This is a genomic window from Arthrobacter sp. AG1021 (assembly GCF_003633665.1).
GTDB classification, from domain to species: Bacteria; Actinomycetota; Actinomycetes; order Actinomycetales; family Micrococcaceae; genus Glutamicibacter; species Glutamicibacter soli.
On the sequence record NZ_RBLB01000006.1, the window covers coordinates 454,423 to 480,678 of the forward strand.

Annotated in this window: 16 protein-coding genes and 3 tRNA genes; 12 read left to right on the forward strand and 7 right to left on the reverse strand. The window is 64.9% G+C overall.

Going from position 1 to position 26,256, the window contains the following annotated elements; translation table 11 throughout:
* The first annotated feature begins 177 nt into the window (after window positions 1–177).
* Window positions 178–1,719 (forward strand): amino acid permease, encoded by a 1,542-nt coding sequence (locus tag DFO58_RS02400; RefSeq protein ID WP_120989201.1) that lies wholly within the window; start codon window positions 178–180, stop codon window positions 1,717–1,719.
* 355 nt (window positions 1,720–2,074) lie between these two features.
* Here DFO58_RS02400 and DFO58_RS02405 read toward each other — a convergent pair whose 3' ends face one another.
* The 4 genes from DFO58_RS02405 to DFO58_RS02420 form a co-directional block, all read right to left on the reverse strand.
* Complete coding sequence (locus tag DFO58_RS02405; protein WP_047119543.1) at window positions 2,075–2,929, reverse strand: MetQ/NlpA family ABC transporter substrate-binding protein; 855 nt, start codon at window positions 2,927–2,929, stop codon at window positions 2,075–2,077.
* 106 nt (window positions 2,930–3,035) lie between these two features.
* The gene (locus DFO58_RS02410; RefSeq protein ID WP_047119542.1) at window positions 3,036–3,701 is read right to left on the reverse strand and encodes a methionine ABC transporter permease; all 666 of its coding nucleotides are present in this window, start codon (window positions 3,699–3,701) and stop codon (window positions 3,036–3,038) included.
* Between the two features lie 4 nt (window positions 3,702–3,705).
* Window positions 3,706–4,698 (reverse strand): ATP-binding cassette domain-containing protein, encoded by a 993-nt coding sequence (locus DFO58_RS02415; protein ID WP_120989202.1) that lies wholly within the window; start codon window positions 4,696–4,698, stop codon window positions 3,706–3,708.
* A gap of 258 nt (window positions 4,699–4,956) precedes the next feature.
* Window positions 4,957–5,640: a 3'-5' exonuclease gene (locus DFO58_RS02420; RefSeq protein ID WP_047119540.1), complete on the reverse strand. Its 684-nt coding sequence runs from the start codon at window positions 5,638–5,640 to the stop codon at window positions 4,957–4,959.
* 87 nt (window positions 5,641–5,727) lie between these two features.
* Here DFO58_RS02420 and DFO58_RS02425 point away from each other — a divergent pair, with 87 nt between their 5' ends.
* From DFO58_RS02425 to DFO58_RS02435, 3 genes are read left to right on the forward strand one after another with little or no spacing between them, the layout of a single operon-like run.
* Window positions 5,728–6,117, forward strand: a complete 390-nt coding sequence (locus tag DFO58_RS02425; RefSeq protein WP_183043087.1) for an MGMT family protein — start codon at window positions 5,728–5,730, stop codon at window positions 6,115–6,117.
* A gap of 2 nt (window positions 6,118–6,119) precedes the next feature.
* Window positions 6,120–9,314, forward strand: a complete 3,195-nt coding sequence (locus DFO58_RS02430; RefSeq protein WP_286163445.1) for an ATP-dependent DNA helicase — start codon at window positions 6,120–6,122, stop codon at window positions 9,312–9,314.
* The gene (locus tag DFO58_RS02435; protein ID WP_120989205.1) at window positions 9,311–12,655 is read left to right on the forward strand and encodes an ATP-dependent DNA helicase; all 3,345 of its coding nucleotides are present in this window, start codon (window positions 9,311–9,313) and stop codon (window positions 12,653–12,655) included. The genes DFO58_RS02430 and DFO58_RS02435 overlap by 4 nt, the downstream gene beginning before the upstream one ends.
* 3 nt (window positions 12,656–12,658) lie before the next feature.
* Here DFO58_RS02435 and DFO58_RS02440 read toward each other — a convergent pair whose 3' ends face one another.
* Complete coding sequence (locus DFO58_RS02440; protein ID WP_286163446.1) at window positions 12,659–14,011, reverse strand: phosphotransferase; 1,353 nt, start codon at window positions 14,009–14,011, stop codon at window positions 12,659–12,661.
* A gap of 228 nt (window positions 14,012–14,239) precedes the next feature.
* On the opposite strand from DFO58_RS02440, the gene nudC reads away from it, so the two are divergent.
* The 3 genes from nudC to DFO58_RS02455 all read left to right on the forward strand — a co-directional run bounded on the left by nudC (window position 14,240) and on the right by DFO58_RS02455 (window position 17,950).
* Window positions 14,240–15,094 carry an NAD(+) diphosphatase gene (gene nudC / locus DFO58_RS02445; protein WP_052772419.1) on the forward strand — a complete coding sequence of 285 codons (855 nt, stop codon included), beginning with the start codon at window positions 14,240–14,242 and terminating at the stop codon, window positions 15,092–15,094.
* Window positions 15,094–17,217 carry an ATP-dependent DNA helicase UvrD2 gene (locus tag DFO58_RS02450; RefSeq protein ID WP_047119536.1) on the forward strand — a complete coding sequence of 708 codons (2,124 nt, stop codon included), beginning with the start codon at window positions 15,094–15,096 and terminating at the stop codon, window positions 17,215–17,217. Before nudC ends, DFO58_RS02450 begins: the two co-directional genes overlap by 1 nt.
* A gap of 121 nt (window positions 17,218–17,338) precedes the next feature.
* Entirely contained in the window at window positions 17,339–17,950 is a 612-nt protein-coding gene (locus DFO58_RS02455) for a M48 family metallopeptidase (protein ID WP_113606486.1), read from the forward strand.
* 107 nt (window positions 17,951–18,057) lie between these two features.
* On the opposite strand, the gene DFO58_RS02460 is transcribed toward DFO58_RS02455, so the two are convergent.
* Window positions 18,058–19,500 (reverse strand): zinc-dependent metalloprotease, encoded by a 1,443-nt coding sequence (locus DFO58_RS02460; RefSeq protein ID WP_120989206.1) that lies wholly within the window; start codon window positions 19,498–19,500, stop codon window positions 18,058–18,060.
* Window positions 19,501–19,677: 177 nt separating this feature from the next.
* Between DFO58_RS02460 and DFO58_RS02465 the strand changes: the two genes are divergently transcribed.
* The 5 genes from DFO58_RS02465 (at window position 19,678) to DFO58_RS02485 (ending at window position 25,284) form a co-directional block, all read left to right on the forward strand.
* Window positions 19,678–20,793 (forward strand): S16 family serine protease, encoded by a 1,116-nt coding sequence (locus DFO58_RS02465; protein WP_120989207.1) that lies wholly within the window; start codon window positions 19,678–19,680, stop codon window positions 20,791–20,793.
* Between the two features lie 212 nt (window positions 20,794–21,005).
* Window positions 21,006–23,966, forward strand: coding sequence for a UPF0182 family protein (locus tag DFO58_RS02470; protein WP_286163447.1), 2,961 nt, complete (start codon window positions 21,006–21,008; stop codon window positions 23,964–23,966).
* A gap of 64 nt (window positions 23,967–24,030) precedes the next feature.
* Window positions 24,031–24,104 (forward strand) — tRNA-Met (locus DFO58_RS02475).
* Between the two features lie 842 nt (window positions 24,105–24,946).
* A tRNA-Met gene (locus tag DFO58_RS02480) sits at window positions 24,947–25,023 on the forward strand.
* 184 nt (window positions 25,024–25,207) lie between these two features.
* A tRNA-Met gene (locus DFO58_RS02485) sits at window positions 25,208–25,284 on the forward strand.
* 181 nt (window positions 25,285–25,465) lie between these two features.
* Here the strand turns inward: DFO58_RS02485 and DFO58_RS02490 are convergent.
* Window positions 25,466–26,197, reverse strand: a complete 732-nt coding sequence (locus tag DFO58_RS02490) for a PspA/IM30 family protein (RefSeq protein ID WP_047119532.1) — start codon at window positions 26,195–26,197, stop codon at window positions 25,466–25,468.
* Window positions 26,198–26,256: the final 59 nt, after the last annotated feature.

The window sequence follows — 26,256 nt, forward strand, 5'->3', positions numbered from 1 at the left end:
TCGACCCACGTCAGCCCGGTTATTGTTGAACAATGTTCGGCGGCCTCACAACTCCCGGGCTGCTGAAGATGATGCCTTGTTGCGTTCTGATCTGGGAAAATGCGAAAAATGGCTCCCATGTTGCACAGCTAAGCTTGGGCGGTAAGTTTTTCGCATTTCATCTCACAAGGGATCAAAGTGAGCCTATTTCGTACCAAGCCAGTTGAGAGTTTCCTGGCGGACGCCGCAGGGCCCGGGCGTCAGCTGAAAAGGACCCTGAACATCTGGGATCTGATGATCATGGGTGTCGCAGTATCCGTAGGTGCGGGAATCTTTTCCGTGGGCGCGCGGGCGGCAGCCAACTTTGCCGGCCCCGCCGTCACGGTATCTTTTGTCATCGCCGCACTAACCTGTGCCATGGCGATCATGTGTTACGCGGAATTCGCGACGGCGATTCCCGTCGCAGGTTCCGCGTATGTCTTTTCCTACGCCACCATGGGCGAGTTCATTGCCTGGATCATCGGATGGAACCTGATCCTCGAACTGTTCACCGCGGCAGCGGTCATCGCCAAATATTGGGGTATCTACCTCACTGAAGTGTTCCAGTTCGCCGGGATCCATCTCTCTGCGACCATCGACCTGGGTCCCGTGACCATGAGCTGGGGGCCGTTGCTGATTGTTGCGCTGTTCACGGTGCTGCTCGTTTTGGGGACCAAGTTGTCGGCGACCGTGGGGAACGTGTTCACCGTCATCAAGATCGCCGTGGTGCTCTTCGTGATCGCCGCCGGGCTGTTCTACTTCAACGCGGACAACATCACCCCGTTTGTCCCCGAAGCAGTTCCGTCCGCCGGGAACGGCACCGCCGACGTGCTCCAGCAGTCGCTCTTCTCCTTTGCCACGGGAGCCGCACCGGCCCAGTACGGCGTGGCGGGAGTGCTGGCAGGCGCCGCCTTGGTCTTCTTCGCCTTCGTCGGCTTCGATGTCGTCGCCACCAGCGCCGAAGAGGTCAAGAACCCGAACAAGACGCTGCCGCGCGGCATCTTCGCGGGCCTTGCGCTCACCACCCTGCTCTACATCGGCGTGTCCTTCGCGCTGACCGGAATGGTCTCCTACAAGGATCTTGCAGCCGTCGAGAATCCGACCTTGGCCACGGCCTTCGCAGCGGTAGGCAACGACGGCGCGGCCTCCATCATCGCCGTCGGCTCGCTCATCGGGTTGACCACCGTGGTGATGGTGCTGCTGATGGGCCTGACGCGTGTGGTGCTCGCCATCAGCCGCGACGGGCTGCTGCCGCATTCGCTGTCCAAGGTCAGCGCCAAGCGCGGCACCCCGGTGCGCATCACGGTCGTCTGCGGCACCCTGGTGGCCCTGGCCGCTGGCTTCACGCGCGTGGATGTGCTTGAAGAGATGATCAACATCGGTACGCTGTCCGCCTTCGTGATGGTCAGCCTGGGTATCCTGGTGCTGCGCCGCAAGCGCCCGGACCTGAAGCCCGCGTTCCGTGTTCCCTTTGGCCCGGTGATCCCGATCGTTTCGGCTTTGCTGTGCACCTACCTGATGCTCAACTTGGCCATTGAAACCTGGATGTATTTTGTCGTGTGGCTGGTCATTGGCGTGGTCATCTACTTCGCCTACGGCCGAGGCCATTCGAGGCTGAACGATGAGGACGTCGCCGAGAACACTGCCTCCGCCGAGGGTGGGCCAGAACTCGAAGACAGTTCGGCGGCATCAGCCCGGTAGCCGTGTAACCCGCTGGCCGTGCCGCTGGTATTGCCCGACCCCTCGGAGTTGTGAAAGCACCGATGCATTCCGCCGTCCCTGTGATCCAGGCGAGGAGGAATGCATCGGTGTTTTGTGTTGGTGCGCTGGCATCCGTGAGGAGCCTCTGGGCGCCTGTGCCTTTTGGTGTCCGCTTCGTGGCCCAGTCACGGAAATGCCCGGGGGAGCGCGGCCGCGGTGCCGTCACCGACTGCGAGGGGGCTGGTCTGGCGGGCTGGGAATCAGCGGATGCAAAATAAGAACGGCCGCCCATCCGGTTCAATGACGTGAGTCGCTGAGGATGGGCGGCCGTGCAATTCATACGGTGCCGTGGAGACTAGAAGGCCGGGATGACGCTTCCGTCGGTCCAGGTGTCCTTGATGTAGGTGCGGACCTCGTCCGAGTGCAGCAGCTCTTCGAGCTTTGCGATGGCCGGGGTCTCTTCGCCTTCACGCCAGGTCAGGAAGTTGGCGTTCGGGTTGTTCTCGCCGGATTCCTGGGCCAGAATTTCGTCCTTGTTCAGCTTGGCCTGGACGATGAAGTTGCCGTTGATCACGGCGATGTCGACCGAGTTGTCCTTGGTGTAGTACTGCGGAACCTGCTCGGCGCTTACCTCGTCGAGCTTCAGGCCCTTGGGATTCTTGGCCTTGTCGTCCTGCACGGTCAGCACCGAGTCGGTGTCTTCCAGACCGGCCAGCAGGCCTGCGGACTCCAGCACGCGCATGCCGCGCAGCTGGTTGACCGGGTCGTTGTTCAGCACCACGCTGGCGCCCTCGGTAACGTCTTCCGGCTTGTCGAACTTCTTCGAGAAGACGGTCATCGGCTCCACGTGGATGCCGGCGCCGTGGGCGAACTTATAGCCCTTCTCGGCAACCTCGGTGGCCAGGTACTTCTCGGTCTGGAAGTAGTTGGCGTCCAGCGACTTATCGTCCAGGGAAGTGTTCGGGGTGACGTAGTCGTCGATTTCCACGACATCCAGGTCGATGCCTGCGTCCTTGGCCAGGTTCTCGTCGATGTAGGTCAGGATCTGGGCCTGCGGAACCGGGCTGGCACCGACCTTGAGGACTACCGGGTTCGCCGGATCCAGCGGCTGTGCCGAGGCGTCGGCGGCAGGTGCATCGCTGCCGCCGCAGGCGGAGAGGGCGAAGATTGCTGCGACACCGGTCAGTGCAAGAGCGAGCTTTTTGCGCATTGCGTGTTTCCTTAGTTTGACGTGCCGGGAACGGCGTGTGCGAGTGATTTTTGCCCGGAGAAGCCGCTGGCTTCCGGGCGTCCGTCGGATGGACCGATGGACGTTTCTAGCGGTGGTCGACCTTGCGGGCGATCACATCGCCGATGATCTGGACAACCTGCACCATGACCACGATGATGATGATCGTCATGAGCATGATCTCAGGGTTGTAGCGGGTATAGCCGTAGGTGTAGGCCATGCGGCCCAAGCCACCGCCGCCGACCAGGCCGGCCATGGCCGAGTAGCCGATCAGCGTGACCACGGTCGTGGTGACGGCCGCGACGATGCCGGGCATCGCCTCGGGCACCATGACCTTGCGGATGACCTGCATCTTGGTGGAGCCCATGACCAGGGCGGCGTCGACCTTGCCGGAGGAGACGTCGCGCAGGGCGGTCTCGACCAGGCGGGCGAAGAACGGGATGGTGCCGATGGTCAACGAGACCGAGGCCGCGATGGGGCCCAGCGAGGTTCCCACGACGATGACCGCGAACGGAATCAGCGCCACCATCAGGATGGCGAACGGGATCGAGCGGGTGATATTCACGATGATCCCGGAAAGGACGACGTTCAGCCAGCGCACGGGCATCAGCCCGCCCTTGCCGGTGACGTGCAGCAGGATGCCGAGCAGCAGGCCGATGACCACGGTGACGACGCCGGAAATGAGCACCATCTCGATGGTTTCCCAGGTCGCGGTCAGCATGGCCTTCTGGACGGTAGGGGTGAGGAAATCCATGGGCTTACTTGGTTCCCTTCACGGTGACGGCAATGCCGTTCGACTTCAGATAATTGGTGATCGCCTCGACGTCCGCGTCGACCGGCAGCTGGATGCGCAGGTGCGCGTACTGCTGGTCGCTGAGCTGTTCAACCGAACCGGCCAGGACGTTGACGTCGATGTTGAAGGTGCGGGAAACCGCTGAAATGACCGGCTCGGTGGCCTGGTCTCCGGTGTACAGGAGGTCGAGGATCGTGCCGGCGCCGGCCGAACGCGGCGCGTCCCCTGGCAGCGGCAGCAGCGTGTGGGCCAGGCGGCCCTCGGCGTTGGTGATCACCGAGGCGATATCGCCGTGCTCGACAATGAAGCCGCCCTCAAGCAGCGACACCGAATCGCAGGCCTGCTTCACGACGTGCATCTCATGGGTGATGATCAGCACCGTGATGTTCAGGCGGTCGCGCAGCTTCTTGACCAGTTCCAGGATCTCGTCGGTGGTCTTCGGATCCAGGGCGCTGGTGGGCTCGTCGCACAGCAGGACATCCGGATCGGTGGCCAGGGCGCGGGCGATGCCCACACGCTGGCGCTGGCCGCCGGAGAGCTGCGACGGATAAGCCTTGGCGAACTTGGCCAGGCCCACAAGTTCCAGCAGCTCGGCGACCTTGGCGGCGATCTCCTTCTTGGGAGTGCCGGTCAGCTCCAGCGGGTAGCCGACGTTCTGCTCGGTGGTGCGGGAATCGAAGAGGTTAGCGTGCTGGAAAACCATGCCGATCCGGCGGCGCGCATCGCGCAGCTCGTCCGCGCTGACGTTGGTCAGCTCCTTGCCGTTTACCGACACGGTTCCGGAAGTAGGCTGGTCGAGCAAGGTCAGGCAGCGGACGAGGGTGGATTTACCAGCTCCGGAATGTCCGACGATGCCATGAATTTTCCCGGTAGGGACTTCAAGGCTGACCCCGCCCAGGGCGACAACGTCGTTGCTTCCCTGGCGGTAGACCTTGCGCAGGTCACTAACTGTGATCACTAGGCGTGTTCCTTCAGATTCTCAAAGGGTGTAGAGAGTACCCTCCATTCAACCACTATCGAACAAAATCGCCCGAATAACCCCCTGCATTGGGTCATCGTACTTAAAATCCGGCATTCAGCGACCCAGCGTCGAATATACTTCGCGCGATGGCCGCGATAAATGAACGAATGCCCTGTTTCACAGCGTGCCCAGCGAGCCCGAGCTCTCTGTGAAGTGCATTACCTTGCCGTCGCAACTCGGCCGCGGCAGGGCGTATTAATCATCCTTGATGGGCCATGCGCCGTCGACAAGCGCCTCGGGCTTGGTCTTGCGCAGGTAGGTTTGGAAGCTTTCGGCCTGTTCGCGCGCCCAGCCGATCTGCCAGCCGTGGAGCACCTGCGGGTCGACCTGGAGCTGCGGGTATTTCTCCGCGATCGCCCTGGCCACCGCCACGCAGGCGACGGCGTCGGCGAATGAGGTGTGCGCGTTTTCCAGCACCACGCCGTAATGCTCGCAGGCGGCGCCCAGAGTCCGCTTGCCTTTGCGCCATTTGTCGACCTGCTTGTCGATGATGAACGGATCGATCACGTTGCCGGGAATGAACGGCGGCATGTTGTAGCGCAGCGCCTCGGCATGCAGGACGGAGAAATCGTAGGCGGCATTGAAGGCGATCAGCGGAGCCTGCTCGGAGGCGAAGGCGAGCAGGCCCAGGATCTCGCGTACCGCCTGCGCCGCCGGAATGCCCTCGGCGCGGGCCTTCTCGGTAGAGATTCCGTGCACGGCGGTGGCCGCCTCGGGGATCTCGATCCCCGGATCAACCAGCCACTCGCGTTGGTTGACGATATTCTCCTGCGCATCGAGCAGCACCACCGAGGCGGTGACGATGCGTGCGGTGGCGGTGTCAACGCCGGTAGTTTCCAAGTCAAAGCCTACGGCGAGGCCGTTCTGCCATTCAGTCATGGTTCAACGCTACAGCCCGGCGCGGACATGTCGGGTCTTGGACGCACCGGATGTGGAGCACGCCGGACGGCTTGGCACAATGGAGTCATGACCCCAGCCGAGCGCGAAGAATCACTGGCCTACCCCGATGCCGTCCACGAACTGGCCCAGCTGGTCCCGCGCGGTGCGGTCCTGAGCTACGGGGACGTGGCCGAGCTGCTGGGCAGCGGCTCCGCCCGGCAGGCGGGCAAGGCCATGGGGGCCGCCCCGGAGGGCACGCAGTGGTGGCGGATCCTGCGCTCCGACGGAACGATCACCGGGGCGCTGATGGCCGAAGCCTCCGGGCACTGGGCCGCAGAGGAGCTCGCGTCTCCCGGCCGGCGGATCGACATGAACCGTAAACGGTGGAAACCCGACCCCGCCCAGTGGGAGCGCATCGACGCGCTGCGCGCGGCGCTGGGCAACCCGAAAATGTCCGAGGCGGATGATCAACTATGAGTATGCACGATGTACCCGCCGAGGAATCGGCCCCGCTGCTGGAAACCCTGGCCGGCGCACGAACCCCCATGCTGGTCGCCGGCGCCCCCGGCACCGGCAAGACCACCGCGCTCATCGACACCGCGGTGGCCCGCCTGGACGACGGTCTGGACCCGCTCTCGCTGCTGGTCATCGCGCCCACCCGGCTGAGCGCCGCGGCTATCCGCGACGAGCTCAGCCGCCGCGCCCAGCGCACCTTCACCGAACCGGTGGTCCGCACCTGGTCCGCCTACGCGTTCGACCTGATCCGCCGGGCCCGGGTCGAGGGGCTGCTGCCCTTCGTCGAGCGCGCCCCGCGGCTGCTCTCGGGCCCCGAGCAGGACACCCTCATCGGCAACCTGCTCGAAGGCCACGCCCAGGGCCTGACCCCGGGCCCTGGCTGGCCTGCCGACCTGGAGCTGGCGGTGGAAACCCGGGGCTTCCGCAAGGAGCTGCGCGAATTCTTCGACCGCGTCTCGGAACTGGGCCTGGACCCGGCGGACATCGCCGACTACGGGCAGGCCGCCGCCCGCCCGGAATGGCTTGCCGCCGCCCGGTTCTACCAGGAGTACCGCGACCTGCTGGATTTGGGCAACGCCGAAGCCTTCGACCCGGCGGGGCTGATCACCCGCGCCGCGCAGCTGCTGGAGGAGAACCCCGACTTCCTGCACGCCGAGCAGGACCGGCTGGCGCTGATCCTGGTTGACGACCTGCAGGAAGCCACCCTGTCCCAGCACCGGCTGCTGGCGCTGCTGGGCCGCGACCGCCCGCTGCTGGCCTTCGCTGCGCCGGACAGCGTGGTCCAGGGATTCCGCGGCGCCCGCGCAGACCAGCTGCACCGCTTCTCCGCCCGCTACACCAGCGCCGACGACGCACAGATCCTCGAACTGGGCACCGGCTACCGGATGGGCCCTGAAATCACCGAGGCCTGGCGCCGCATCGTGCGCCGCATCCCGGTGGCCACCGGAACCCGTGGCCGCGCCGTGGAGCCGGTGGCGGCCGCCGGCGCCGGGGCCGCGCAGGCGCTCACCTTCGAGAACTCCACCCTGGAAGAGCGCTTCATCGCCCAGCGCATCGTGCAGCTGAACCTCTTCGAAGGCAAGGACCTCTCGGACATCGCCATCGTGGTGCGCAACGGTTCCCAAGTGCGTTCGCTCAGCCGCTTCCTGGAAGGCCAGGGCATCGCCGTGCAGGTGCCCCCGGCCGAAATCCCGCTCAAGGACGAGTCCGCGGTCCGCCCGCTGCTGGACCTGCTGGACCTGGCGTTCGCCGACGGGGCGGGCGAGGATCCGCTGCTGATGCAGAACCTGCTGCTCTCGCGCTACGGCATGAGCACCGCGCTGGAAATCCGCCGGCTGCGCCAGCTGCTGCGCCAGCAGGAGTCGTCCCGCGGCGGTCGGCGCTCCAGCCAGGAGCTGCTCGAAGCCTGCCTCACGGAGCCGGAGCTCGCCGCGGACCTGGGTAAGCCGGCCTTCGGGCTGCAGCGTCTGCTGAAGATGTACACCGCGCTGCGCGAGGAGCTTGCCTCCGGCACCGCCACCCCGGAAACCGCCCTGTGGGTCATGTGGGAAGCCTCCGGGCGCGCCAAGGCCTGGCGGGAGGAAGCCCTGGGGGCCGGAACCACCGCACGCCGGGCCGACCATGACCTGGATGCGGTGCTGTCCCTGTTCCAGGCAGCCGAGCGATTCGTCGACCAGCTGCCCGGAGCAAGCGTGGAGCAGTTCATCGAGCACATCCTGCACCAGGAGCTGCCCATGGACTCGCTGGCCAGTCGCGGCTCCGGAGGCCAGCACGTCACGGTGCTGACCACCGCGGCAGCCGCCGGCAAGCAGTGGCCCATCGTTTTCATCCCGGGTCTGCAGGAAGGATCCTGGCCCAACCTGCGGCTGCGCGGCGAACTGCTGGGCTCGAACGCGCTGGCCGACGTGGTGGAGCACGGCATCGGGTTCCTGGCCACCCGGACCCCCACACATCTGGTCCGCCAGATCCGCAGCGACGAGCTGCGCAGCTTCAGCAACGCGGTCTCCCGCGCCAGCTCCCAGCTGATCTGCACCGCCGTGGACAACGAGGACTCCCAGCCTTCCTCCTTCATGGACCTGGTGGATCCGCCGGGGGATGAGGGCCGCGCCCCGACCCCGGTGCCGCGCATCCGCGCGCTACCCGCCCTGGTGGCGGAGCTGCGCAATACCGCAGAACGCGCCAAGGCCGCGCAGCTCGGGGCGATCGCCCCACCGCCGCAGGTCAGCGCCGACGACCTGTACCGGGATGCAGCCCAGGTGCTCTCCGGGCTGGCGGCGCAGCCGCGCACCGTCCGAGGGGCGCACCCCTCCTCCTGGTGGGGCATGCTGCCGTTGAGCAGCCATGGGCCGGTCATCCCGGAAGGCCAGCCGCGCAGGATCTCGCCCTCCAAGGTCGAGACCCTGGTCAAGTCGCCGCTGAACTGGTTTGTGCAAAGCGCCGGAGGCACCGCGGCCCACGACTTCGCAGCCTCCCTGGGAACCCTGATCCACTCCATCGCGGAGGAACACCCCGAGGCCAGCAGCTCGGAATACGAGCGCATCCTGGAGGAGCGCTGGCCGGAGCTGGAGAAGCCGGAGAACTGGGAAGGCCAGCGGGACTTCGACCGGGCCAACTCGATGCTCAAGAAGTTCGCCCAGTATTGCGTGGCCTCCCGCCAGGAAGGCCGCCGGCTCGTGGCCCGCGAGCTGCCCTTCAACGTGGAGGTCCCCACCGGCGGGGATCCGGTGCAGATCCGCGGCATCATCGACCGCGTCGAAGCCGATGCCAACGGCAGGGTCACCGTGGTGGACCTGAAGACCGGCGCCTCGGCGCCGAGCAAGAACGACGTGCTGGAGCACGCCCAGCTGGGCGTCTACCAGACCGCCATCCAGCTCGGTGCCCTGCAGGAGCACGAGCAGACTGCTGGGCTCTCGGACGACCCCGCCGGGGCGACCCTGGTCTACGTGGGCACCTCCGCCAAGAGCCCCGCATTGCGCGACCAGCCGGCGCTGGGCCAAGAAGACTGGGCCCGCAAACTCATCCTGGAAGCCGCCGAGCTGATGGGCCACACCGAATTCACCACCCGGCATGTGGCTGGATCCGCAGGCCTGCTGGGCAGCTGCACCCTTCCCGAAATCTGTCCGCTGTGCCACGAAGGACGACAGGTCACCGAACCATGAGCATGATCAAGTACACCCCGCAGGAGCTCTCCGAGGCGCTGGGGGAGAAGTTCCCGCCCACCAAGCAGCAGGCGCAGATCATCAGCGCCCCGCTGGAGCCCATGCTGGTTATCGCCGGCGCCGGATCCGGCAAGACCAAGACCATGGCTGACAAGGTGGTCTGGCTGGTCGCCAACCAGCTGGTGCGCCCGGAGGAAATCCTCGGAGTGACCTTCACCCGCAAGGCCGCCGGCGAGCTGTCGGTGCGCATCCGCGCAAAGATCGCCCAGCTGGTGGCCACCGGACTGCTCAGCGAGGAAACCACCCGGGACTTCCTGGACCCCGCGGTATCCACCTACCACTCCTACGCCAACACCCTGGTCCAGGACCACGGGCTGCGCCTCGGACTGGAGGAGGACACCGTGCTGCTGGGCGCCGCGCAGTCCTGGCAGCTGGCCCACACGGTGCTTGAAAGCTATACGGGGGACTACCGCCACCTGAACAGCGCCACCAGCACGCTGATCGACGCCATCGTGTCCTTCAGCTCCGAAGCGGCCGAGCACCTGCTCACCGCGCCCGAGGCGCACGGCTGGATCGACGACCTGGTGGCCCGGCTGCGCACCTTGCCGATGGACCCGGAGAAGAACAAGGCGCCCACGCAGGCCGCCCTCAAGCTCATCGACAAGCTGGCTTCCCGCGCCACCATCGCGCAGCTGGCCGAGGACTACGCGGCGCAGAAGAAGAAGCTCGGCGTCATGGACTACGGCGACCTGGTCGCCCACGCAGCGACCATCGCCCAGCAGGTTCCCGCCGCGGCGCTCGCCGAACGCACGACGCACAAGGTGGTGCTGCTGGACGAGTTCCAGGACACCTCGCACGCCCAAATGGTGCTGTTCTCCGAACTCTACGGCCAGGGCCACCCGGTGACCGCGGTGGGCGACCCCAACCAGTCGATCTACGGCTTCCGCGGAGCCAGCGCCGGGCAGCTGTTCCGCTTCCCGGAGAAGTTCCCGATCCACCGTTCCAACGGCCGCGAACTGGCCCACGTCAACCACCTGACCATCGCCTGGCGCAACACTGTCAACGTGCTGGAGGCCGCCAACGCCATCACCGGCGGCGGGGCGCAGCAGTCCACCGGGCCGGTAGCAGTGAAGCCGCTGGAGCCCTCGGCCTTCGCGCTGCCCGGGCGGGTGGTGCTCAACCGCTGCGCCACCGTGCGCCAGGAAGCCGAAGCCATTGCCGACCTGATCCAGGGCGAAGGCTTCGTCGCCGCCGATGGCACCGTGCTCACCAGCGCCGTGCTTTCGCGCAACCGCGGGCAGCTCGCCTCCATGGCCGAGGTGCTCGACGAGCGCGGCATCGCCTACCAGTTCGTGGGCCTTTCCGGGCTGCTCAGCACCCCGGAACTGACCGATTTGGTCGCTTGCCTGCACGTGCTGGTGGATCCGCTGCGCTCGGACAAGCTCATGCGGCTGCTGGCCGGCGCGCGCTGGCGGCTGGGCCCCGCGGACCTGACTGCCTTCGCGGACTGGTCCCGGCAGCTTGAACGCCGCCGGGCACGCGGACTGAACCCGCAGGAGATCCAGAACGAGACGGGGACGGAATCCGAGCCTGCGCTGGAAGCCGTCCGCGCGGAGCTCAACGACGGCGCCAGCCTGGTGGAAGCCCTGGACTACCTGCCGCCGGAGCACTGGACCAGCGGCGACGGACGCCAGCTCAGCGCCGAGGGCCGGGCCCGGCTGGTCCGGCTGCGCGAGGAGCTGGCCGGGCTGCGGCTGCTGGCCAACGACGACCTGGACACGCTGATCCGCGAGGTCGAACGATCCATGAACCTGGACATCGAGGTCGCCGCCCGTCCGTGGGTCGACCGCGACAAGTCCCGGGCGAACCTCGATGCCTTCGCTGACGTGGTCCGCGAATACTGCCGCAACGCCCCGCGAGTGGAACTGGCCGGATTCCTGATGTGGCTGGAACAGGCAGCCGAAAAGGAAAAGGGCCTGCCGCTGCCGGGCGAGGACGCAGACCCGAAGGCGGTGCAGCTGCTCACCGTGCATGCCTCCAAGGGCCTTGAATGGGACACCGTGGCGGTCATGTCGATGAACGACGGGGTGTTCCCGGGATCGAAGTCAGACCGCTGGACCAGCGGCGACAAGGCGGTCCCGTGGCCGCTGCGCGGCGATGCCAGGGATCTGCCGCAATGGGACACCGACCAGTCCTCGCTCAAGGAGCTGCTCGAAGCCGAATCCATGTTCACCTCCGATGTGGAAGACCACCACATCGCCGAGGAACGGCGCTTGGCCTACGTGGCGGTGACCCGCGCCAAGACCCTGCTGATCTGCAGCAGCAGCATCTGGACCAACAGCCGGACCAAGCCGACCGACCCATCGTTGTTCTTCAGCGCGCTGATGCCGCTGGCCGAGGGGGAGCACCCGCGGGCTGAGATCGGCGTGTGGGTGAAGGACGAGGATGCGCCGGAGCAAAACCCCAGCCGCATGACGCCGCTGGAGGCCGATTGGCCCTATGACCCGCTGGCCGGGCCCGAGATCCGCGGCGGCGTGGCCAAGAGCCCGCACCCGTATTCGCGGCGTGAGTTGCTCCAGGAACTTGCAGATGACGTCCTGTCGCCGGGCACCGGCCGCGAGATCAGCACCGACGTGGGTCGAGCCTGGGCCGAGGAAGCGCGGCGCCTTCTCGCCCAGCGTGAATTCCTGGCCAACCGGGAACGCGGCATCGAAGCGCCGGAACACGTGCGCGCCTCGCTCTTCGTCGAACTGGCCGAAGACCCCGTCGAGGTGCTGGAGAACCTGCGCCGGCCGGTGCCTCGCCGCCCGGGCCTGGCGGCCCGCCGCGGCACCGCGTTCCATGCCTGGATCGAGGAGTACTACGAGAAGACCTCGATGCTGGACTTGGGCGACATCATGGAGCCGGCCGACAGCTATCTGGACGACGCGCTGGACTTGGCAACCATGAAGGAGGCGTTCCTCGCCAGCGAATGGGCGCAGCTTCAGCCTGCCTATGTTGAAGTGCCGCTGGAAACGCGCGTGGGCCCGGTGGCAGTGCGCGGCCGAATCGACGCGGTGTTCCGCCTGGAGGACGGAACCTGGCTGATGCTCGACTGGAAGACCGGACGGGTGCCCTCGGGCAAGGACTTGAAGAGCAAGCTGGTCCAGTTGGCCGTTTACCGGCTGGGCTGGTCCAGGCTCCACGGCATTCCGCTGGACCAGATCAAGGCCGCGTTCTACTATGTTGCCGCGGGCGTGACGATCCATGCGGAGCACCTGTCCGGCGAACAGGAGCTCGAGGAAATGATCACCACTGCGTTCGAGCAGCTGGAAGAAGGGGAGCCGGCCGGCACCCCGTAAGCGTCACTTGGCGGAGTCGTTTCCATCCGTGTCGGAGGGGGACGATTCCTTCGCCGGAGCTGCGCCGTCGGGTGCCGCGGAACCAGCCTGGTTCCCGGTTTCCTGCGCGGCGGTGCCGGTCTTGGAATCATCGGCGGGCTTCTGTCCCTCGTCCTTCGGGCCAGGCGCTGCGGTGGACTGCTCCTTGGAATTGTCCAGGGTGCTCGACTCCGGGCCGTTCGAGTCGGAGCTGTCCTGCCCTGCGGCAGGAGCGGCTGCAGGAGAATTGCCACCCAATGCGGTGACCTTCGACGAATTGATGGTCGGCGCCGAAGACTTCGGCACCATGACCGGACGTTCGGTTGCAGGGGTCGGCTGCGCCGGGCTTGCGGCCGGGGTTGGTGCCGGGGTGCTGAGCGGACGCGGGGCCTCGACGACGGACAGCGGCTGCCCGCCGTATTCGGCGATATTCCGGTCCAGCTCCTGGAGCATCTCCTCGGCTTCGGCGATGCGCTCGGCATCCTTGCTGTCCAGCGACTTGACCAGCCACTGGGCCAAGGCGAACTCGGCGGCCAGCGCGGCGCGGCGCATGATGTGCGGGTCGGCGGACTTGCCACGGGCCTCCACATAGGCGGCGAATACGCGCTCGCTGAAGTTCTGGTCCTCGATGGCTGACAGCCACGCGAAGTCATCGGCGGGATCCCCCACATGCAGGTCGGTCCAACCCTTGACCGCAGAAATGCGCGACTGGGAAATCTGGATCTGCTCTTCATCGAAATCGCCGTGCACTACCGCCGCGTTGAAGCGCCACAGTGCAACGTCTTCCATGGCGTGTTCCCAGCGGCGCAGCAGCCGGCTGGGGACCTTGCCGGTAGCGGCGGCTGTATCCAGCTCGTTGAGCTTGCGCTGGCGCACCTCGTCGGCGGTGTAGGTCGGAAGCCCCGCGATCTCTACAGACTCGTCCGGGATCTGGTGGATCGCCGCCATGCACTGGCCCAGGGCCGTCGCCAAGCGGTTTCCCTCGTCAACCAGTTCGTCCAGGCTCGGGACACGGCCCGGGAGATCCTTGTAGACGAAGGTGCGCAGCGAACCCTGGCGCACCGTGCCGGCAACGCTGGGCAGCGCGAACGGCAGGGAAGCGCGGACCTTCGCGGAGAAGGCGCGCAATGCCGACAGTTCGGCTTCAAGCCTCATGCTCGCTTCGTCATGGCGCGGCGAACGCACGCGCCAACGGTGCTTCTGTGCGTCGATGAGCAGAGCTGAATCGAAATCTTCTGCATCATCGGATAGCGCGGCAAAGCCCACCGGGGACAACCCGGGTACAGCAGCGGTGGCAATAGCGGCGAGTTCCATGGCAGAGCGTTTCACAATGTCCACCGTATGCGAGATTCCTTTCTGCATCGTTGAATGACGCACGGAAGATAGGCCGTTTCCCAGCGAAATTCGGGTGTTGCGATGAAGATCATTGTCAATTATTTCCACAGCGTATTGCTGCCGCGGTCCCCGCTGCTCGAAGTGCACTAGGTTAGAAGTATGGCGCTGGCAGACATTTACCGTTCACCGATTAGTGGTTTGAGCTTTTCCCGGTCACAGATTCAACGACCTTTGACCGAACAGGACGATCCGGAGAAGCTGCCCCGCGCGCTTGCCGAAGCATCAACCCGGGTCATGCTGCTTTCCGAAACCGGTGCCGCCGTCACCGGCGACGGGCTGCTGTTCCTCGACGGCCCCGACTATACCCCGCAGGCCCAGGACCGCCAGGTGTACCTCGGAACCCACGGAACGAGCACCTACGTGCTGGCCATCGTCCAGGCGGAGCACTACCCGCAGATTGAACGCGCGCAGTGGATTAGCCTGCGCGAGGCATTCACGGTCCTTGACGACATCGAGGCCGAGCTTTTCGTCGAATCCCAGGCCATCGCGAACTGGATCCGTACCGAGAAGTTCTGCCCCCGCTGCGGGTCGGAAACCCGGTCGGCCACCTTCGGCTGGGGGCAGCGCTGCATGGCGAACGACCATGAGCTGTTCCCGCGCACCGATCCGGCGGTCATCGCCGCAATCATCGACGCCGAGGACCGCATCCTGCTCGGGGCCAACGCGGCGTTTCGAACGCACATGTACTCGGTGCTGGCAGGTTTCGTGGAAGCCGGAGAGTCGCTGGAATCCGCGGTACGGCGTGAAATCTTCGAGGAATCCGGCGTCCAGGTGGGGGACGTGGCCTACCGCGGCTCCCAGCCCTGGCCGCTGCCGCGTTCGCTCATGCTCGGCTTCACCGGTGAAGCGCTGAGCACCGAACTGGTCCCGGACGGCGCTGAAATCCAGGACCTGCGCTGGTTCACCCGTGAACAGCTTGCCGCCGAGCTACGTGCCGGCAGCTTGCAGATTCCCCGCGGTGCGTCCATCGCCCATGCACTGATCAAGTCCTGGTACGGCGAGGACCTTCCGGAGGCATCCAAGTAGTGAGCTCGTACGACAACCCTCCACTGCACGACCTGCTGGCAGGCCTCGACGCCGAACAGCGGCAAGCCGCCGAAACCCTGCGCGGGCCGCTGTGCATCCTGGCTGGTGCCGGCACCGGAAAAACCCGGGCCATCACGCACCGCATCGCCCACGGCGTCCATTCGGGCATCTACAACCCGACTAGCGTGCTGGCCCTGACCTTCACCACGCGCGCCGCCTCGGAGATGCGCACCCGGCTGCGCCAGCTCGGGGCCGCCGGGGTCCAGGCACGCACTTTCCACGCCGCCGCGCTGCGCCAGCTGCAGTACTTCTGGCCCCAGTCCATCGGCGGAACGCTGCCGAACCTGGTGGAGCACAAGGCTCCGCTGATCGCCGAGGCCGCGCGCAGGTTGCGCATCTCCAGCGACCGGGCCATGGTGCGCGACCTGGCCGCCGAGGTTGAATGGGCCAAAGTGTCCATGCATTCCCCGGAAAGCTACGCCAAAATCGTTGAAAGCCGCGAAATGCCCAACGGCCTGGCCCCGGTAAGCATGGCCAGGATCTTCCAGACCTACGAGGAACTCAAGGACGACCGCAGCGTCATCGACTTCGAAGACGTGCTGCTGCTGACCAGCGCCATCCTTGAAGAAGACGAAAAAGTCGCGGCGAGCGTGCGCCTGCAATACCGCCACTTTGTGGTCGACGAGTACCAGGACGTCTCGCCGCTGCAGCAACGGCTGCTTGACCTGTGGCTCGGCGCGCGCGACGAGCTGTGCGTGGTCGGCGATGCCTCGCAGACCATCTACTCCTTCACCGGAGCGCGCCCGGACTACCTGCTGAACTTCGGCACCCGCTTCCCGGAAGCCAAGGTCGTCAAGCTCGTGCGCGACTACCGTTCCACCCCTGAAATCGTGTCCCTGGCCAACAAGGTGCTTGCCACCCGCCGCATCGAGACCGCGGTGCCCGACCGCACCGTCACCTGGCCGGAGCCGCTGGAACTCATTGCCCAGCGCGACCACGGGCCAGCCCCCGAGTTCTTCGAGGCCACCGACGACGAGAACGAAGCCGACGAGGTCGCCCAGCGGATCAAGATGCTGGTCAAGCAGGGCCAGGACATCTCAGAGATCGCGGTGCTCTACCGCACCAACGGGCAGTCGCAGGCCTTCGAGCAGGCGCTGACCGCCCACTCGATTCCGTACGTCATGCGCGGAGCCGAACGCTTCTTCTCACGCCGCGAGGTCAAGGAGGGAATGCTCGCCCTGCGCGCCGCGCTGAACGTCTCGCAGGGTGACGACGTGGCACAGCTGGTCCGCGACGTGCTTTCCTCCCACGGTTATTCAGCCAACGCGCCCAGCGGCGGCACCGGCGCCGTGCGGCAGCGCTGGGAATCCCTGTCGGCCCTGGTGCGCCTGGCCGATGAACTCGTCGAGGGCCGCAAGGCGCAGGGGGAGAAGGCGACCTTGCACGATGTGGTCCGGGAGCTCGAAGAACGGGCGGCGATCCAGCACGCACCGACCCTTGACGGCGTGACGCTTGCGTCCTTCCATGCCGCCAAGGGCCTGGAATGGGATGTGGTGTTCCTGGCCGGTCTGAGCGACGGACTGGTCCCGATCACCTATGCCAAGGACCAGGCCGGATACGACGAAGAGCGCCGGTTGCTGTATGTCGGCATCACCCGTGCACGGATCCGCTTGTACCTGTCCTGGTCGCTGGCCCGGACCCCCGGCGGCCGGGCCCACCGCTACCCGTCGAGGTTCCTGGACGGCATCAAGTCGGTCCGCCAGGCCAGTAGCCGGCAGCAGGCCCCGGTCAAGCGCCGCGAGCAGAAAGTGACCCCGGCGGTGTGCAGCACCTGCGGTTCATTCCTCACCAGCGCCAAGGAGCGCAAGCTCAAGCGCTGCTCCTCGTGCCCGGCCACCTACGACGAAGCCCTCTTCGAAGCGCTTCGGGCGTGGCGCTCGCAGGTCGCCAGCACGAACTCGGTTCCCGCCTTCGTGATCTTCACCGATGCGACGCTGATGGCGATCTCCGAGCACCGGCCGACCTCCGAGCAGGCGCTGGGCAAGATCTCCGGCGTGGGCCGCACCAAGCTGGAGCGCTACGGCCAGGCAGTGCTGGAAGTGCTCTCCGACCACCTCGGCTAGGCTCTGCACAGCCCGCGCCGGCGACGGCGCAGCCGTGATACCCGCAGCCTGTCCTGAACCGCAGTCCGGGGCCCGATTCCGGGCCCCGGTTTCCTGCCCCAGCTCTGAAGGGAACGCACCCATGCCAGCCTTGCCAAAAACCGTGGACTTCCTCGCCCCGGACGAGATTCCGGTGCGCATCGTGCGTTCGGCCAAACGACGGAAGACGATCTCGTCCCAGTGGAGGGAGGACCGTCTTGTCGTCCAGGTGCCTGCGGCGCTGGATGAACGCTCCGAACAGATGCTGGTCGATGAGATGGTCAAGAAATATCGCCGGAATCGTGTGCAGCGGGCCGAAGCCACCAGCGATGCGAGTCTCGAAGCCCGGGCTGAGCAGCTGGATCGGCGCTATTTCGGCGGCTTGGCCCAGCCCGTCTCGGTGCGCTGGGTAAACAACCAGAACAAGCGCTGGGGTTCGGCCAGCGTGTATCAAAAGACAATTCGGCTGTCCTCGAAGCTGCTGCACACCCCGCAGTGGGTGCAGGACTACGTGCTGGTGCACGAACTCGCGCACCTGATGGCGCCCAAGGACGGGCACGGGGCCAAGTTCCAGGCGCTGCTGGACAGGTTCGAGCGCCGCGCCGAGGCGGACCAGTTCCTGGCAGGATTCAGCGCAGGGTTCCGGGCACACGCAGCAGAAAACGGGCAGGGCGCAGCCGAGGCCGGGGGATTCGACGGCGACGAGGACGAATAGTCGTTCCCGCACGATCGCCCGTCGAATCCGGGGCTCACTAAAAAGAGTGCGGGCACCGAACCGGGAAGTTCGGTGCCCGCACCTGTCAGCTGGTCTCCGCCAGGCGGTTATACCTTGGGATCCTGCGGATCTTCGTCGTTCTTGTCCTTCTCGTCCTTCGGCGCCTCGGCGAGCGGGTCGATGCCGTCGAATTCGCCGTCGAGCAGCTTGCCCAAGGCCACGTCGAACTCGTCGAATTCATCAGCTGCCTCTTCGCGGCGCTTGGTGAATCCGGCGGGATCGCTCAGGTCCGTCTGGGTAGGCATCAGGTCAGGATGGTCCCAGATCGCGTCGCGTCCTTCGATGCCGCGTTCCTCGAACAGGTGCTCCCACAAGGCGGCTGCCTCGCGCAGCTTGCGCGGGCGCAGCTCCAAGCCGACCAGTGCGGCGAACGTGGACTCTGCCGGGCCGCCCGAAGCGCGGCGGCGGCGCATGGTCTCGCGCAGGTGGCCTGCGAACGGCAGGTTCTGGGCCGCTTCGGAGACTACATGGTCGACCCAGCCTTCGATCAGGGCCAAGGTGAGCTCCAGGTTTTCCAGGGCCTTGTCCTGGGCCTGGGTTCGCTGCGGGGTGAACAGACCCTCGCCGAGCATGGACTGCAGGGCCTCGGGGTTCGACGGGTCGATGCCGCGAACGGCTTCTTCGATACGCGACATGTCGATGTGGATGCCGCGGGCGTAGGACTCCACTGCGCCGATGAGCTTGGAGCTCAGCCAGGGCACGCGGTTGAACAACCGGGCGTGGGCGCTTTCGCGCAGCACTGCGTAGAGCAGCACTTCCTGCTCTGGAATTTCCAAGCCGTCGCCGAACGCGGCGACATTGGTTGCCACGATGCCCGGGGTGGTGCCGGCCAGCGGCAGGCCGATATCGGTGCCGCCGAGCACGTCCTTGGCCAGCTCGCCCAGAGCGGAGCCGAGCTGCATGCCGAACATGCTGGCGCCGAGGTTGCGGAACATGCCGTCGGCGTTGCCGAGCATGCCCTTCATCTCCTCGGGGATCTGGTCCTTCATGGCGCTGGTGATCGCCTGCGCCACGGATTCCGCCACCGGCTCGGTGATCTTCTTCCAGGTGCCCAGCGTCTTGTCGTACCAGCGCTTGCGGGTCCAGGACTCGATCGGGGCGGAACCCGTCTCGAAGGCGGTGGCGTTGTTCAGCCAGAGGTCTGCCAAGTAGGAGGCATCGGTGATCGCGCTCTGGCGTGCGACCGACACCTCGGGGTCGTCGCTGGCATAGGCCTGCAGGGCAGTGTCCGAGGCGAGTTTCCAGTTCACCGGACCGGATGAGGCATTGCTGCTCATCATGGCCGACATCATGGCTTGCGCCTGCTGCATCATTTTCTGCATTGCCGCAGGGTCGCCCTGGGCTCCCAGCGCGTCCCTCAACTGAGGTGGAAGATTGTTTGGGTCGAATCCGCTGCCGAAGAGCTGACCAAACATCGCAGAGAACGGATCCTGCGGGTTGTTTTCGTCGTCGTTACCGTCGGGGCGGTTATTCGGGGGGGTCTGTGCCATGTACTTAAAGCTACCGCCTGCGGCTGGGAGTTCGCAGTCGGAACGGCCCCAGTTCGCTTTCGGCACATAGATTATGCACGCTTCCTCATGAATTTCACAGCATCGCTTCAGTAGGGTTAACAGTAGCCTTGCCATTCTTGGCATTGCTGCATCAAACTTCGGTCAGGAGCAGGGTACGTGTACGAACAGGAACCAGTCATTTCAGCCAGCGACCCGGCTCCCACCGGCGCGCCTGGCAAGGGTTCCCCGGGAGTGCGACGCACCAGCGCCGGAATGGTAGCCCTGCTGCTCATCGGCGTGATGATGTTCCTGCCCACGAACTTCGTGATCCGCTCGCCGGGGCCGGTGCTCAACACCCTTGGCGAAGTCGACGGCACCGAACTGATCACCATCGAGGGCGCCAAGTCCTATGAGTCCGAAAGCACACTGGACATGCTCACGGTGTTCGTCCAGGGCGGCGGCACCAACCGGGTGACCATCCCGGTGGTGCTTGAGGCGCTGTTCAACCCGACGAAAGACATCGCCCCCGAGGAAACCGTCATCCCGCGCGGCGTGACTACCGATGAGCAGTCTGAGCAGAACGACATGCAGATGGTTTCCTCGCAGGACCAGTCGGTGGCCGCTGCGCTGACCGAGCTGGGCTACGACTTCAAGACGTGGCTGGATGTTGCAGGCTTCGCCACCGAGACGAACCAGTCGGTCCTCAAGGAAGGGGACCGGCTGCTGAAGTTCGAGGGCAAGGACATCACGTCGCTTGAGCAGCTGAAGGCTGACCTGGACAAGCACGGCGAGGCGCCGGCGACGATGACCATCCAGCGCCCCGGCGGCAAGGACAATGCCAGGCAGATGGACGTTGAAGTTTCCACGACGCTGGGGGACACGGGCAACCGGCAGCTGGGCGTGCTGCTGAACACCACCCATGATTTCCCGATCGACGTGAAGTTCGGAGTCGAGAACATCGGCGGCCCCAGTGCCGGCATGATGTTCGCCTTGGCGATCATCGACCGGCTCACCGAGGGATCCCTGGCCGGGGACCACCATATTTCCGGAACGGGAAGCATCGACCAGGCCGGCAACGTCGGTCCCATCGGCGGCATCGCCCAGAAAATGGTCTCCGCCAAGAAAGAAGGGGCGACGGTGTTCCTGGCCCCGGCGGAGAACTGCTCGGAAGTCGTCGGGCGAGTTCCCGACGGCTTAGATGTTGTCAAGGTATCGACGTTGCACGAAGCTCGCGAAGTCCTTGAAAAGGTCGCCGGCGGCGCAGATCCGGCCAGCATGGCGACCTGCGAATAGATTTAGCTGCGCATCACGGGAAGAATGTGGTGTAGGCAGCAAGACTGGTGCGTATCGCTCGCACGTGGATTAGGTACATGAGTTCTGACGTGAAAGCAGCGTCTGGGACACAAGGTAAGGAATAAATAGTGTCATACGGATCGGATACACCGTCCGGGGGCCCACCGCGGCCCCGCCAACCGCAGCAACCGTCCAGGCCCTCGGGCAAGAAGGTGTCGCCGCTGACTCTGACCATCTTCGCGGTGGTCATCCTGGTCGCGGTGTTCGTTTTCCTGTCCAATTTCTACGCAGATATCCTGTGGTTCAATCAGCTGGGCTACTCCGAGGTCTATTGGACCGAACGCATCGCCAAGATGGTGATCTTCCTGATCGCCCTGCTCCTCATGGCCGTCCCGATGTGGTTCTCCATGCGCAGCGCCTACAAGCACCGTCCGGTGTACGCGCCGGACGGCGGGCGCGCAGACTCGATGTCGCGCTACCAGAGCCAGCTGGAGCCGGTGCGCCGTTTCCTGATGATCGGCATCCCGCTGGTGGTCGGCATCTTCGCCGCCGTGGCTGTCGCCGGCCAGTGGAAGACCATCCTGCTGTTCCTCAACCGCACCCCGTGGGGCAGCACCGATCCACAGTTCAACATGGATCTGTCCTTCTTCATGTTCTCGCTGCCGTTCATCGCGCTGCTCAACGGATTCCTGATTTCGGTAGTCCTGCTCAGCGGTGTGGCCGGTCTGCTGACCCACTACCTGTACGGCGGCATCCGCGTTGAGGAACGCGGCGGCATCACCATCGGCAAGGCCGCGCGTGTGCACACCGCGATCGTGGTGGCGGTCTTCCTGCTGCTGCAAGCCGTGAACTTCTGGATCGGGCAGTACGAAACCCTGACCGACCAGTCCGGCCGCGTGGCCGGTGCACTGTACCGCGACGTGCATGCGGTGATCCCGGCCCAGATGATCCTGGCGATCGTCGCCGTGCTGATTGCCATTACCTTCGTGATCGCCGCCATCACCGGCCGCTGGCGCCTGCCGCTGATCGGCACCGCCATGCTGGTGATCACCATGATCGTCGCCAGCGGCGTCTACCCGTACATGGTGCAGCAGTTCCAGGTCGTGCCTTCCCAGCGTGCGCTGGAAAGCCCGTACATCGAGCGCAACATCGAGATGACCCGACAGGCCTACGGCCTGGACGACATCGAGGTCACCCAGTACGACGCGACCGTGACCACCGAGAAGAACGCGCTGGCCGAGGAAACCGCGACCACCGCGAATATCCGCCTGCTGGATCCGAACCTGGTGTCCGCCGCCTTCGCGCAGCTGCAGCAGTTCCGCGGCTACTACACCTTCGCCGACACCCTGAACGTGGACCGCTACAAGGTCGACGGCAAAGTGGAGGACACCGTGATTGCGGCCCGCGAAGTGAACGTTTCGCCGACCGACACCTGGGTCAACCAGCACATCTCCTACACCCACGGCTACGGCCTGGTGGCCGCCTACGGCAACCGCGTCGCGGCCGGCGGCCGCCCGGACTTCATGCTCGGCGGCATCCCGACCAGCGGCACCCTGGCCAGCGACAAGGACTACGAGCCCCGCATCTACTTCGGCGAGAACTCGCCGCAGTACTCGATCGTCGGCGGCCCGGACGAGGGCTGGGACGACCGCGAGCTGGACCGCCCGAGCACCAGCGGCGACTCCCAAGACACCCGCTACACCTTCACCGGCGACGGCGGACCGAACGTGGGCAACATGTTCAATCGCATCGTCTACTCGCTGAAGTTCGCCTCTACCGACCTGTTGCTTTCGCAGGACGTTAACGCCGATTCGCAGATCCTCTACGACCGCGATCCGCGTGAGCGCGTCAGCAAGGTCGCACCGTACCTGACCTTGGATTCGAACGCCTACCCGGCGATCGTCGACGGTCGCGTGCAGTGGATCATCGACGGCTACACCACGTCGAACAACTTCCCGTACTCCCAGCAGCAGCAGCTGTCCTCCGCGGTCACGGATTCCCTGACCAACGCCCAGGACATCGATGCGCTCAACGGACGCGTGAACTACCTGCGCAACTCGGTCAAGGCCACGGTTGACGCCTACGACGGCTCGGTGAAGCTGTACGCCTGGGATGACGAGGATCCGCTGTTGAAGTCCTGGCAGAGCGTCTTCCCGAACACCATCAGCCCGATGTCGGACATGTCTGCGGAACTGATGGAGCACGTTCGCTATCCGGAGGACATGTTCAAGGTGCAGCGCGAGGTCCTTTCGACCTACCACGTTGACGATCCCGGAACCTTCTACGAGGCCAACGATGCCTGGGCCGTCCCGGACGACCCGACGACCGCGAACACAAAGGTCAAGCAGCCTCCGTTCTACATGTCGCTGAAGATGCCAACGCAGGACGAGGCATCGTTCTCGCTGACTTCGACGTTCATCCCGGCCAGCTCGGCCAGCGGCCAGCAGCGCAACGTGATGTTCGGCTTCCTCGCAGCCAATGCGGATGCTGGAACCAAGGCGGGCGTCAAGGCCGAGGACTACGGCAAGCTCAGGCTGCTGGAACTTCCGACGGACACGGCAGTGCCGGGTCCGGGCCAGGCCCAGCAGAACTTCGACACGAACACCAAGGTGACCCAGGAGCTCAACCTGCTTCGCCAGGGTGCCTCGGAAGTCAAGAACGGCAACCTGCTGTCGCTGCCTGTTGGCGGCGGTATCCTCTACGTGCAGCCGGTCTACGTCCAGTCCTCGGGTGCCACGAGTTACCCGACGCTGCGCAAGGTGCTGGTGGCCTTCGGTGACCAGGTCGGCTTCGCCGATACGCTTGCCGAAGCACTTGACCAGGTGTTCGGTGGCGACTCGGGCGCTGTGACCGGTGAAACCGGCGCCAAGCCTGGTGAGAAGCCGAGTGACGGCGACAATGGATCGAAGCCGACGCAGACCGACGCCCAGAAGCTCTCTGATGCTCTGAACGCCGCGAACGCTGCGATCAAGGCCGGACAAGAAGCCTTGGCCAAGAACGACTTCGCCGCCTACGGCAAGTCGCAGAAGGATCTGGAAGCCGCACTGCAGAAGGCCATCGAGGCCGATGCAGCTATCAACGGAACCCCGGAGAAATCCGAGACCCCGGCCCCGGAACAGGGCAGCGAACAGGGAACTGAATCGCCTGCCCCTACCGACGGGAACAACGGTTAATCCAGTTGGCACGAATGCCCGATTTGCGTTTCACTCCGCGATGATGCAATAATTGACTAGTCATCGCGGGGTGGAGCAGTTCGGTAGCTCGCCGGGCTCATAACCCGGAGGTCAGAGGTTCAAATCCTCTCCCCGCCACGAAAGCCAAAAAGACGGAAGCGTAAGCTTCCGTCTTTTTGCATTTCCGAGCGGTGGGTTCGCGCGATGCCCACGTCAAGGAGGCGGATTTTTCCGAGGTGCCGGTGGCCGTGCTCGGGGCGCTTCGCGCAGCTCAATACCAATGGAGCGCAGTCTTCCGGCCCGGTGCATCTCCAGGGCGGGCGGGTTAGGATCGGGTTCAATGCGGCTTCGGCTTTCAGTAGTCTGCGCAAGGTTCAGCAAATCAATCCATACCGCGAATCGCGCCCTGCTCATTTCCCACGTAAGACGCTGTTATCCGCCGAGCCATTGAGCGGCCGGGGCTAGCTGGAAGAACTCCGCAATGAATTCCATCCGGAATGCAGGGGAGTAGCGGTATCACTTACTGGCAGCGCACAAGCGCAGCCTTTGGCCGACTGCGCGCTACGGGGTGCGGAGGCGGCCGTGAGGCTCCCCGGCGCCGTTCTGCAGGGCGAAGGAGCAGCGTCAGGGGGTCGGAGGCGTAGGGGTGATCAGGCCCACCAGAGGAATGCGCCCCGACGTCCTGCTCACAGTTGCCCTGAGGCCTTTTCGAGGACTTCTGTCAACAGCGGCCCTTGCCATACGGTTTCGGTTGACTCGACTCATGGCCTCGCTCCGGCTGTTTTCCATGATGGACGGGAGGGACAGTGGCCGCCGGCGGCCGGGTCACTGGTTGTATCGCCGCACACTTTTCCGCCAGAATCTGCGACATCATATTGTCGGCGTGAGCCCGATGGACACCTGAAGGCTGTCGGGTGACGAAAGCCACCGTCGCTCGATTCGCGATTCGGTTTCCCTGTTGGTAATGTTGTATTTACCGACGCGGGGTGGAGCAGTTCGGTAGCTCGCCGGGCTCATAACCCGGAGGTCAGAGGTTCAAATCCTCTCCCCGCCACCAAGGCAAAAGACGGAAGCGAAAGCTTCCGTCTTTTTTCATTTCTGGGCTGGCGGTATCGAACCCGGCCGAAGTCGATGTCCTGGAATATTCCACAGGGGAGTGTCCTCCGAGTTGCATGGTGATGGACGACACGGGTCCCGGATTCGCGTAAATGGTTACGCATTGGTAATGTTGTATTTACCGACGCGGGGTGGAGCAGTTCGGTAGCTCGCCGGGCTCATAACCCGGAGGTCAGAGGTTCAAATCCTCTCCCCGCCACCAAGGCGAATGGAGATCCGAAAGGGTCTCCATTTTGTTTTCCCGGCAAAGTTCACCGGACACGTGCCGGCAGGGTCGCACTGCGCCGGTTGGCTAAAACGGGAAAGGGGCTCGAGCCTGGCAAGACAATGACAATGTCTTGCCAGGGCTCGAGCCCCTTTCCGGCGATCACGCCGGCAGGCGTCTAGCCTTCCAGCTGGCCGGTCTGCTTGGCCTTCAACGCTGCCAAGCGGGCCTCGACCTCGGTCTGCTCACCGAGATCCTCCAAGGACTCAAACTGTGCATCCAGGCTGGAGGACGCTAGCTCTGCCGCACCGCGGACCCGAGCCTCTTCGCGACGGACCTTTTCTTCGAAGCGACCGATCTCGCTGGACGGATCCATGATGTTGACGGCCTTGACCGCCTCATTGACCTGGTTCTGGGCGTGAGCGGCCTTGGAACGGGCGACCAGCTCATCGCGCTTGCTGGAGAGCTCGGTACGCTTTTCCTTCATCTGGTTCAGGCCGGTCTTCAGCTTCTCGACGATTTCACGCTGGGAAGAGATCGTCGGCTCAGCAGTCTTCATCTCCGATTCAGACTGCATCTGGCGCTGGATGGCCACCTTGGCCAAGTTGTCGAACTTGGCCGCATCGGCGGCGTTTCCTGCGCTGCGGAACTCATCAGCCTTGTTGGAAGCAGCTAAGGCCTTGTTGCCCCAGTCTGCTGCGGCTTGCTGGTCTTCCTTGTAATCGTCTTCGATCATCCGCAGGTTGCCGATGGTCTGGGCAATCGCCTGTTCGGCTTCGGCGATGTTGTCGTTATAGTCCCGAACCATCTGATCCATCATCTTCTGGGGATCTTCTGCGGAATCAAGCAGTGCATTGATGTTGGCCTTCGCCAGCTGGGAGATACGTCCGAAGATTGACTGTTTGGTCATGGTTGCCTCGTCCTGTCTGATTGATGATTATGAAATCGGGTCGTGCACACTTTGAAAAA

Coding starts and splice junctions, on each gene's coding strand:
- DFO58_RS02405 (WP_047119543.1), bottom strand. CDS start 2,929: ATGCGCAAAAAGCTCGCTCTTGCACTGACCGGTGTCGCAGCAATCTTC.
- DFO58_RS02410 (WP_047119542.1), bottom strand. CDS start 3,701: ATGGATTTCCTCACCCCTACCGTCCAGAAGGCCATGCTGACCGCGACC.
- DFO58_RS02420 (WP_047119540.1), bottom strand. CDS start 5,640: ATGACTGAATGGCAGAACGGCCTCGCCGTAGGCTTTGACTTGGAAACT.
- DFO58_RS02425 (WP_183043087.1), top strand. CDS start 5,728: ATGACCCCAGCCGAGCGCGAAGAATCACTGGCCTACCCCGATGCCGTC.
- DFO58_RS02430 (WP_286163445.1), top strand. CDS start 6,120: ATGCACGATGTACCCGCCGAGGAATCGGCCCCGCTGCTGGAAACCCTG.
- DFO58_RS02435 (WP_120989205.1), top strand. CDS start 9,311: ATGAGCATGATCAAGTACACCCCGCAGGAGCTCTCCGAGGCGCTGGGG.
- DFO58_RS02455 (WP_113606486.1), top strand. CDS start 17,339: ATGCCAGCCTTGCCAAAAACCGTGGACTTCCTCGCCCCGGACGAGATT.
- DFO58_RS02460 (WP_120989206.1), bottom strand. CDS start 19,500: ATGGCACAGACCCCCCCGAATAACCGCCCCGACGGTAACGACGACGAA.
- DFO58_RS02490 (WP_047119532.1), bottom strand. CDS start 26,197: ATGACCAAACAGTCAATCTTCGGACGTATCTCCCAGCTGGCGAAGGCC.